We start from the raw sequence: 1,533 nt of genomic DNA, 5'->3' as shown, positions 1-1,533 counted from the left end.
GACGCTCGACCCGTACCCGCTGCCCCCGGCTGATCGGTCCTGTGGCGGTCACGCTGTCCTCTTCTCTGATGGCTGGACTCTGGGAGAGGGGGCGGCCGTTCGGCCGCCCCCTGGGGCATGTCACCGCGTCCGGCTTGCCCGCTGCTCCTCGGCGGCAGTCAAGAGCTCGGTGACCCCGTGGCGGGCATGGTCGGCCCGTACGCGCTCGGCCACCTCGTCGGCGGACGGCAGTCCGAACCCGCCATCAAGGGCCAACACCTCGTACGCCTCGCGCCACCCGCGCACCTGGCACTCGACGGCGGCCCGCGACGCGCACGCGATCGTCAGATCTCCCACCGTCACGGACAGTGCGCCGATCCCGTCCGGACTGACTGTCGCACTCCGGGCCCGGATCTTGGCGCGACGGGGCGCGTCGTCCAGGATCACAAACGAATTGATGGTCAGTTCAGGTTCGCGCAATTCACCTGCGTCTACCTGCTCGGGGAAAATCCTGCCGAGCATTTCGGCTGCTTCGCACCAGCCTTCCCACCAAACGAGCGCGCCTGTAGGGTGCCGGAATTCGATGATGGCTGGCGGGACTTTGAGAAGGGGAATGAACGTCACACCGATATGAGCGTCGGTCTCATGCTCTCCCGCAAGGTGGATCGTGAGCCGGCTTACCGCGTTGACGGTTTCCGTGTCCAAGGGAGCTCCTTGTGTTGGTGATTGAGCCTGAGTCAAGTTGCCGCTTGAACTCAAAATGAATAATACACCACCTCGCCTGTACAGGCCCCCGAAACACCGAAGCCTGCAACATCTCTTGCGCCTTCTCCTGCGGCTACTCCTGCGCCCCTCTCTTGCAACATCTCTTGCGCGAGCCTCTCAGGAAGGGGTGTTGCATCCGCAGGTCAACCAAGGTTCCCGCGCATGGTCGGAGATCTGACATCCCCTCTGCTGCCACTTTTCCGCGCCGGTTGAAGGAGAGTGAGGAATGGGGGCGGGGCGGGTGGTGGTGACGGCTTCGAGGATCAGGGCGGTGTGGGGTTGTGTTGCGCGTCGGCGGGGCCGCCGCGCTGGGTCGGTGTGGACACGGGCCTGTCGGCTCCGGGGTGGGTGGGGTGGCGGTTGCCACTCGGGCCTGCGGGCACGGCCTGGGAGTAGTCAGGTTGGGTCGTCCACCTTTGGCGTGGTCTCCGGCCACGGGGTGCCGGAAAGACCCGTTCGGCGTATTCTCACCATGCATAATTCAACTGGGAATTCAGGGAACTGAGGATGGATTAACCCCAGGACTCAGGAAGGGAATTCAAGCATACCCATTCTCAGGGAAATGTGTATTTGGAATATGAATGGTTCTCAAGGATATTGACCGATCATCAGGAAGCCAGCGGCGTTCTGTAGGTGGCGCTTTCGGGAATTCGCGGAGCGAAATCCCCGGACGGGTTTCGGAGAAATCCGTCCGATCGTCACGGAGTGACGATCCAACAACTCCCTTGCGGAGCAAGGGAGTTGGGGTCCGCCGCGTAGCGGCGGCGCGTCGTGTCTGCGGAGCAGACC

1 protein-coding gene is annotated in these 1,533 nt (G+C 63.3%); it reads right to left on the bottom strand.

Annotated elements, in window-relative coordinates; genetic code table 11:
* Window positions 1-120: 120 nt before the first annotated feature.
* Window positions 121-684 carry a hypothetical protein gene (locus ACFVT5_RS42890; RefSeq protein WP_389899674.1) on the bottom strand — a complete coding sequence of 188 codons (564 nt, stop codon included), beginning with the start codon at window positions 682-684 and terminating at the stop codon, window positions 121-123.
* Between the last annotated feature and the right edge of the window lie 849 nt (window positions 685-1,533).

Origin of the sequence: Streptomyces sp. NPDC058001 (assembly GCF_042886315.1) — a bacterium.
GTDB lineage: Bacteria > Actinomycetota > Actinomycetes > Streptomycetales > Streptomycetaceae > Streptomyces.
The sequence above is the reverse complement of the archived record's forward strand: the minus strand, read 5'-3'. Positions and strand labels throughout refer to the sequence as shown.